Below are 8,529 nucleotides of genomic sequence, written 5' to 3' on the forward strand. Positions count from 1 at the left end.
ATATTCTGTAGGGTGGGCACCCCTGTGCCCACGCGTAACGCTTGCATCACCGTTGGCATCGCGTGGGCACAGGGTGCCCACCCTACGAAAAAATTCCCGGCTTGTGACCAGTCTGCCATTGAATTGCCCCACCCGCGATCCACATACGGAACGCACCCGTCGTCCTGGCGCGGCAGCGATTGACAAGTCGTCATATCAAGCCAACAAGCCCGCCACACATTTTCGCACCCCGGCATACCACTGTAAATAAAAACAGGTAAACTAGTGCGCTTTCCCGTTCGGCCCGCTCATCGGCATCCCGTGCGCCGGCCCCGCAACCATTCGAAAGCCTTCAAACAACAATGGAAGAAATCCGTATCCGCGGCGCCCGCACGCACAACCTCAAGAACATCAACCTCGACCTGCCGCGCAACAAGCTGATCGTCATCACCGGCCTGTCGGGTTCCGGCAAGTCGTCGCTCGCGTTCGACACGCTGTACGCCGAAGGCCAGCGCCGCTACGTCGAATCGCTGTCCGCCTATGCGCGCCAGTTCCTGCAGCTGATGGAAAAGCCGGACGTCGACATGATCGAGGGCCTGTCGCCCGCCATCTCCATCGAGCAGAAGGCGACGTCGCACAACCCGCGCTCGACCGTCGGCACCGTCACCGAAATCCACGACTACCTGCGCCTGCTGTACGCACGCGTCGGCACGCCGTACTGCCCGGACCACCCGGAAGAGCCGCTGGCCGCCCAGACCGTGTCGCAGATGGTCGATGCCGTCCTGGGCATGCCGGAAGGTACCAAGCTGATGATCCTGGCGCCCGTCGTCGCGAATCGCAAGGGCGAGCACAGCGACCTGTTCGAAGGGATGCAGGCCCAGGGCTTCGTGCGCTTCCGCATCCAGAGCGGCACGCACGCGGCCAAGATCTACGACGTGGACGACCTGCCGAAACTGAAGAAGACGGAAAAGCACACGATCGACGTCGTCATCGACCGCGTCAAGGTCAATGCCGAGATCAAGCAGCGCCTCGCCGAAAGTTTCGAGACCGCGCTGCGCATCGCCGACGGCCGCGCCGTCGCGTACGAGATGGACACGGAGAAGGAGCACATCTACTCGAACAAGTTCGCGTGCAACGTCTGCGGTTATTCGCTGCAGGAGCTGGAGCCGCGCCTGTTCTCGTTCAACAACCCGATGGGCGCCTGCCAGGAATGCGATGGCTTGGGCCATATCGAATTCTTCGATCCGAAGCGCATCGTCGCGTTCCCGAACCTGTCGCTGGCGTCCGGCGCCGTGAAGGGGTGGGACCGCCGCAACCAGTTCTACTTCCAGATGCTGACGAGCCTCGCGTCGCACTGTGGCTTCGATCTCGACAAGCCGTTCGAGCAGCTGCCGAAGCCCGCGCAGGACGTCGTGCTGTTCGGCTCCGGCAAGACGTCGGTGCCGTTCGCCTACGTGAACGAGCGTGGCCGCACGGTGATCCGCGAGCACACGTTCGAGGGTGTCGTGAACAACCTGCAGCGCCGCTACCGCGAGACGGATTCGATGGCCGTGAAGGAAGAGCTGGCGAAATTCATCAACGAGAAGGAATGCCCGTCCTGCGGCGGCGCGCGCCTGCGCACGGAAGCCCGCTACGTCAAGATCGGCGCCGGCCAGCAGCAGCGCGCCATCTATGAAGTCGCGAAGACGCCGCTGCGCGATTGCCTGACCTACTTCGACGATCTGAAACTGACCGGCGCGAAGAAGGACATCGCCGAGCGCGTGATCAAGGAAATCGTCGCGCGCCTGAAATTCCTGAACGACGTCGGCCTCGACTACCTGTCGCTGGACCGCAGCGCCGACACGCTGTCGGGCGGCGAAGCGCAGCGCATCCGTCTTGCGTCGCAGATCGGCTCCGGCCTCACGGGCGTGATGTACGTGCTGGACGAGCCGTCGATCGGCCTGCACCAGCGCGATAACGACCGCCTGATCGCCACCTTGAAACACCTGCGCGACATCGGCAACAGCGTGCTGGTCGTCGAGCACGACGAGGATGCGATCCGCACCGCGGACTACATCGTCGACATGGGCCCGGGCGCGGGCGTGCACGGCGGCGCCGTGATCGCCGAGGGCTCGCTCAAGGACATCATGAAGAGCAAGGAGTCGCTGACGGCGGCCTACCTGTCCGGCAAGAAGAAGATCCACGTGCCGAAGAAGCGCACGCAGGCCGACCCGGACCGCCAGCTCGTCATCACGGGCGCGACCGGCAACAACCTCAAGAATGTCTCGCTGGAGCTGCCGGTGGGCCTGCTCACCTGCGTGACGGGCGTGTCGGGTTCGGGTAAATCGACGCTGGTGAACGACACGCTGTACCCGGCGCTGTCGCGCCACCTGTACGGTTCGCAGACGGAACCGGCGCCGCACGACGCCATCCACGGCCTGGAGCACTTCGACAAGGTGATCTCGGTCGACCAGGCCCCGATCGGCCGTACGCCGCGTTCGAACCCGGCCACGTACACGGGCGTGTTCACGCCGATCCGCGACCTGTTCTCGACGGTGCCGACCGCGAAGGAACGCGGCTACTCGGCGGGCCGCTTCTCGTTCAACGTCAAGGGCGGCCGCTGCGAGGCGTGCCAGGGCGACGGCGTGATCAAGGTCGAGATGCACTTCCTGCCGGACGTGTACGTGCCCTGCGACGTCTGCCACGGCAAGCGCTACAACCGCGAGACGCTGGAAGTCGAGTACAAGGGCAAGAACATCACCCAGGTGCTGGAGATGACGGTCGAGGACGCGCACGAGTTCTTCAAGCCCGTGCCGGTCATCGCGAGGAAGCTGCAGACGCTGCTGGACGTGGGCCTCGGCTACATCAAGCTGGGCCAGAGCGCGACCACGCTGTCGGGTGGCGAAGCGCAGCGTGTGAAGCTGTCGCTGGAGCTGTCCAAGCGCGACACCGGCCGCACGCTGTACATCCTCGACGAGCCGACGACGGGCCTGCACTTCGCCGACATCGACCTGCTGCTGAAGGTGATCCACCGCCTGCGCGACCAGGGCAACACGCTCGTCATCATCGAGCACAACCTGGACGTCATCAAGACGGCTGACTGGATCGTCGACCTGGGTCCGGAAGGCGGCGCGGGCGGCGGCACGATCGTCGCGCACGGCACGCCGGAAGACGTGGCGGCGAATCCGGACAGCGTCACGGGCAAGTATCTCAAGCCGTTGCTCAAGGCGTAAACGGCGCGCGCCGGCGCGGCGGATCCGTCACGGGTCGTCGCGCCGGTAATCGAGCACGATCGGCGTATCGTTGCCCAGCGCGTCGTCATGGAGCGGGGCATAAAACGTCATCGCGCGCCAGCCCAGCTTCAATGCAACTGGCTGGCCGTCACGCAGGACGGTGGCGGATTTGAGCCTGCGCCGGACGTGGATCGGCATGCCGAAATTCTTCGAGCGGCACGGGCTCCCCATCAGCTTCATCGCGACCTTGAGCGCGAAGGGTATGTCGTCGTACTCCAGCCTCCACCCCATCTCGCACTCCAGCCGCAGGTCGCCGAGCCGGCGGCTGGACGCATCGACGCCCTCGGTTTCGACCAGCGACACCAGAATCACGTCGCCGCGTTTCGCGCCGATGCGCAGCTCGACATCATCCCCCAGCTCTGGCACCACTGCGGGCAATTCGAAGACGCCATCGCCGTCCTGCGGGATGGTGATATGACCGTTGGAGCCGGCTATCGTGATCGGCAACGGCGCGGTGACAGGTGTCCCATCCCTGGCAAACAGCGCCCACCGCATGCGCGCCTGCGGCGCTAGCTACGGGTTGTCGTGTTGCGCGGTGAGCGCCTTCCGGATATTGCGGTACGCCGTCCTGTAGGCATCCTTCATGGACGAGACCACGACTTGCGGCGGCGGTTGTTCTTCCGGGGCAGGCGCAGCCGCGTCCTCTTGGGCAGACAGGGGCGCGCATGCGATCAGGCAGGCAACCACGAGGGGAGCATATGCATTTGGCGTGTGGTGCATGATGGATGGTTATCGATAACAATTCATCGTGCAGTATTGATCGGCAACCGGAGGCTGTCAAGCAACCACGTTTCTATTCCGCCGTGTAGAACGGCTGGCGAATGCGGACCGGCCGCACGTCCATCCTGATCCGATAGATCGAATACGCATCCTCGCGGTTCGTCACGTACTCCGCACTGTCCGGCACGCGCGTGAACGTGAACTCGAAGCCGCGTTCCGGCGACGGGCTGTCCGGCCCCTCGAACGCGACGCCGACGGCGCGCTGCAGATCGCTGTCCGCGAGCTTCTCCAGCAGGTCGGCGACCGCCGTGTTGCCGAGGATGTCCGTATAAAAAATCGGTGGACGGTGCTCGACGAACTTCCGGTCCACGGGCTCCTTGCCCGGCCCCGGCACATACGTGCGCGTGGCGAGGTTGAAGCGGTCGCCGCTGTCCAGGTAGCTGATGCGCGCATTGGACAGGTTGAAGCCGGGCTGCGTCCTGTCCGTAGTCGCTTGGGACAAGTCCAGCACGAGCGCACCCCGGTAGCCGATCACCGTGACGTCACGTGACGGTCCCACCAAGGCGGCCGTGAYGACCGCCGCCGTGACGACGGCCGCCGTGTTCTCGTCGATCCCGAGCCCGAGCGTATAGCCCTTGGCCAGCATCGCCGGCAGCATGCGCGCGAAGCGGCCGCGCGCGAGCAGGTGCTGGTCGACGAAGACGTCGGTGCCGATGAAGCCCAGGCCCGGCGCGATGTCCTTGCCGTCCGCCACGCCGTTCTTCAGCACCGGCATCACGTCCAGCGGCGGATCGTTGAACATCGTACTGCTCATGATGGCGGCGCCGGCACTGGTGCCCGCGATGACGCCGCCGCGCCGGTACAGCGCCCACAGCGCGTCCAGCACGGCCGTGTTGCTGCCGTCCGCATGCCGCAGCGAACCCGTGATGCGGGCTTGATCTCCGCCCGTGAAGAACACGCCGCCGGCCTTGCGGATGGCATCGGCCAATGCAGGATCGTCGGCGGCCTTGCGTGCGTCCGTCCCGGCCAGCAACGGCGCGACCGGCACGACGAACGGCCGCGCGCCGTAGCGCGTCAGCGCGTCCGCCGTGAGTTGCGCCTCCTTCGCCGGGTTCTGGGCGGCCGTCGGCAGCACGGCGATGCGTGCGCCCTTCCCGCCCGCCAGGGAAACGATCCGCTCCCACACCTCGGCATTGTTGACGCGCAGGCCGCCGCCGATGATGACGAGCGAGCCCCTGGGACGGTCCGGCGCGGCGGCCGCCCATGCGCTGACGCCCGCGAGCGCCAGCACGAAGCACAGGCGCTTCAACATGTCAGCGGAACGAATAATTCACGCTCACGAACGCGCTGCGCCCGCGCGGGTCCGTGTAGCTCGGGTCATACCCCGCCAGGAAGAAATACGCCTGGTTCGAGAACGGCGGATCCGCGTTGAACAGGTTCAGCACGCCGGCCCTGACCCTGAGCTGCTTGCTGACCGTCCAGCTGCCCGTCAGGTCCCACAACGAGTAATACTTCACGTGGTTCGGCGGCAGGAGCTGGTCCGTGTACGGGTCGTACGTGGTGTTCTGGTCCGTGTAGCCGGTCGAGTACTGGTTCGCCAAGGTGAGCGCGAGCGGGCCGTTGTCCCATTCGAAGTTGACGCGGTGGCGCCATTTCTGGATCACCTGGTCATTCAGGAACACGCCCAGGTTGCTGCGGAACGGTTCCGCAGGACCGAACTGGCGGTCGTAGTGCAGGATCAGGGTGCCGGACAGGTTGACGCCGAACCGTCCCCAGGCCCCGCGCTCGCTGTGCCATTCGCCGCCGATGTCGAAGCCCGACGTCTTGAGCTTGCCCTGGTTTTCCTTCATCAGGAGGATGCTGGAGATGAAACCATCCTCGTCGCGCTGGATGTACTTGCCGTTGTACGCGRCCGGGTTTTCGATGATGACCTGTTCGCCCAGGGTGCTGATCACGTCGCGCTTCTCGATGTTCCAGTAGTCGATCGAGAGGCTCGTGCGCTTGACCGGTTCGAACACGGCGCCCAACGTGAACTGGCGCGATTTCTCCGGCTTGAGGTTCGGGTTCGAGCGGCGCTCGACGTCCCACTGGTCGGTACACGTGTCGATGCTGCCTTCCTGCTTGACGCACTGCGGGTCGGTGAGGATGCCGGCCGTCGTGCCGAAGATGGTCGGGCGCTTCAGGTCCGACAGCGACGGCGCGCGGAAGCCCGTGCCGGCCGACGCGCGCAGCAACAGCGATTGCAGCGGCTGCCAGCGCAGCCCGATCTTCGGATTCGTCGTGTTCCCCACTTCGCTGTAGTGGTCCCAGCGCAGCGCGAACTGCATCTCCAGCTCTTTCGTGAACGGCGCGACGACCTCGGTGAACACGGACGCCACCTTGCGCGTATTGTCCGCCGTCTCGACGTCGGCCAGTTCGCCGGCCGGGATCGTGCTGTCGCGGTCGCCGGCGATGTTGTTCGACCGGAGGAGGTCCGACGGCGTAAAGGTCTGGTGCTCGTGCCGCAGTTCGCCGCCGACGGCCAGCGCCAGATCGCCGCCGGCCAGGGTGGCCAGCGCACGCGACATCTTGCCGTCGAGCGAAGTGGACACGCCCTTCGCCTTTCTCGCCTCGTCATTGATCTTGATGCTGTCGATGAGGTCCAGGCCGGCCTGCGGCGACGGGCCGAACGGGTTGATCGTCCCGGCGCGCACGCCCGCTTCGAACTGGTCGTACAAGACGTAGCCGTTCACGTACTTGTCGACGGCGCGGTTTTCGGCACGGCCCAGCGCGACATCGTAGTCCCAGCCGGCCAGGGTGCCGGTTGCGCCCAGCAGCAGACGCTGTCCGGTACTCGTCACTTCGTTGCTGCGGTTGCCCGCTTCCTCCATGCGATAACGGATGCCGCTGAATGTGGCCGGCAGGCCGGGCGCCGACAGCGCCGTGCGATAGGCGTCCGGCAGGATGCTCACGGGAAGGCTGCGGATGCGCACCGGGTTCGGCGACAGCACGTACTTCGTCTTCGCCTCGCTCTGCACCAGCTCCGCGAACAACTGGTTGTCCGGGTTGAGCTGGAACGTGGCGCGGCCAATGAAACTGATCTTGCGCGAATCCGGATAGATCTCCGTGTCTTCCATGTAGTCGTAGCTGCAGCCGGCCACGCCGCCCGGCCCCTTTTCCGCATATACGGTGGCGGGCGGATTGCACTTCGGCGCGCTCGGATTGACGCGGCTGGCCGTGCTGCCGGCCGGCAGCAGGCCCGCGGAGATCAGCGCGGCACGCTGCGCGCCCGAGATGTCGATATTGGCCGGATAGGTATTGCTCGACATCTGCGCCGGCAAGGTGGTCGCGAGCGGGTGTTCCGAGATGAAGCGGCGCTGGCCCGAGCGCAGGCGGTCGAGCTGCTGCACGTCGAGCACGCCGAACACGTTGAAGCGGTCCGTGGACAAATCGCCCGTGCCCGCGCTGAGGCTCAGGGTGCGCTTGCCGGCGCCGCCCTGCTGGGTGCCCGCGGCCGACGCGGCCAGGTCGACACCCTGGTAATCCTTGCGCGTGATGAAGTTGATCACGCCGCCGATGGCATCGGTACCGTAGATCGCGGACGCGCCGTCCTTCAGCACCTCCACGCGCTGGATCGCGCCGGCCGGGATGTTGTTCAGGTCCACGCCCGCGTTGTCGCCGGGCGATGCGAAGTTGGCCAGGCGCCGGCCGTTCAACAGGATCAGCGTGGACGACACGCCGAGGCCGCGCAGGTTGGCGCCGTTCAGGCCGCGCTGGCCCGACGTGCCGTCCGAGATGCTGGGACCGTCCGTCAGCGGGGCCGTATTGGCGCTGATGTTCTTCACCAGTTCGGCGGCCGTCGTGGCGCCCATTTTCTCGATGTCTTCGCGCGTGATCAGCTGCACCGGCAGCGCGGTCTCGGTGTCGATGCGCTTGATCGACGAGCCGGTGATCTCGACGCGCTGCATCTTCGGCTCGTCCGCCTGCGCCTGCGCGTGCGCCTGTTGCGCCAGCAGGCTGATGGCGGCAAGGACGCTCGACGCCAGGATGGTCGGTTGCAGGGCTCTCGAAATATGCTTGGTCATGCAGTTCCCTCTCGTGTCTGGTGGTGACTCAGGACTTCTTCAGGACGGGGCGCTTGCGGGCGCCCTCTTTCTTCTGCGTGCTGCCGGTACGGATCTGATGTGCGCCGTAGAGATAGGCGGCAATGGCCTCGGTGTGGCGGGCCGCCTTGGCCACGTTGGCTGGATTGGACGTCATCAGCGACACGGCCAGCGCCTCGATGAWCGCGAGCGCGGCGCTCGAACTGCTGGGCAGCACGGGATGCGCGCTGGGCGCGTACAGCACGTGATGTCCCAGTTCGGCGAGCGGCGACGCCGGCGAATCCGTGATGGAGACGACGGTGGCGCCGCTGGCGCGCGCGGACCGCGTCAGCGACACGGCGTCGAGCGTGTAGCGCGGCAGGGAGATCACGACCAGCACGTCCTTCGCGCCGATGGTGGCGAGATGGCTCGCCGCGACTTCGGTGCCGCCGCTCGCCGCCGCTTCGACGACGTGGTGGCAGAACGGCTGCAAATGC

General features: G+C 65.9%; 5 protein-coding genes. 1 reads left to right on the forward strand and 4 read right to left on the reverse strand.

The genetic code is table 11. The annotated features are described in order from the left end of the window. Positions 1-341 precede the first annotated feature (341 nt). Positions 342-3,191 carry an excinuclease ABC subunit UvrA gene (gene uvrA / locus AC1DYX_RS24210; RefSeq protein WP_477263599.1) on the forward strand — a complete coding sequence of 950 codons (2,850 nt, stop codon included), beginning with the start codon at positions 342-344 and terminating at the stop codon, positions 3,189-3,191. A 27-nt stretch (positions 3,192-3,218) separates the two neighbouring features. Here uvrA and AC1DYX_RS24215 read toward each other — a convergent pair whose 3' ends face one another. The 4 genes from AC1DYX_RS24215 to AC1DYX_RS24230 form a co-directional block, all read right to left on the reverse strand. Further along, entirely contained in the window at positions 3,219-3,746 is a 528-nt protein-coding gene (locus tag AC1DYX_RS24215) for a hypothetical protein (RefSeq protein WP_477263601.1), read from the reverse strand. A 298-nt stretch (positions 3,747-4,044) separates the two neighbouring features. After that, a complete protein-coding gene (locus AC1DYX_RS24220; RefSeq protein ID WP_477263603.1) occupies positions 4,045-5,283 on the reverse strand; it encodes a cyanophycinase in 1,239 nt (412 codons plus the stop codon). 1 nt (position 5,284) lies between these two features. After that, on the reverse strand, positions 5,285-8,035 hold the full coding sequence (locus AC1DYX_RS24225; protein WP_477263605.1) for a TonB-dependent receptor: 2,751 nt from the start codon (positions 8,033-8,035) through the stop codon (positions 5,285-5,287). A gap of 28 nt (positions 8,036-8,063) precedes the next feature. Next, positions 8,064-8,529 (reverse strand): MurR/RpiR family transcriptional regulator (locus AC1DYX_RS24230; protein ID WP_477263607.1); only part of this gene is annotated, 466 nt, incomplete at its 5' end.

This window comes from Massilia sp. P2_C2 (genome assembly GCF_056404615.1).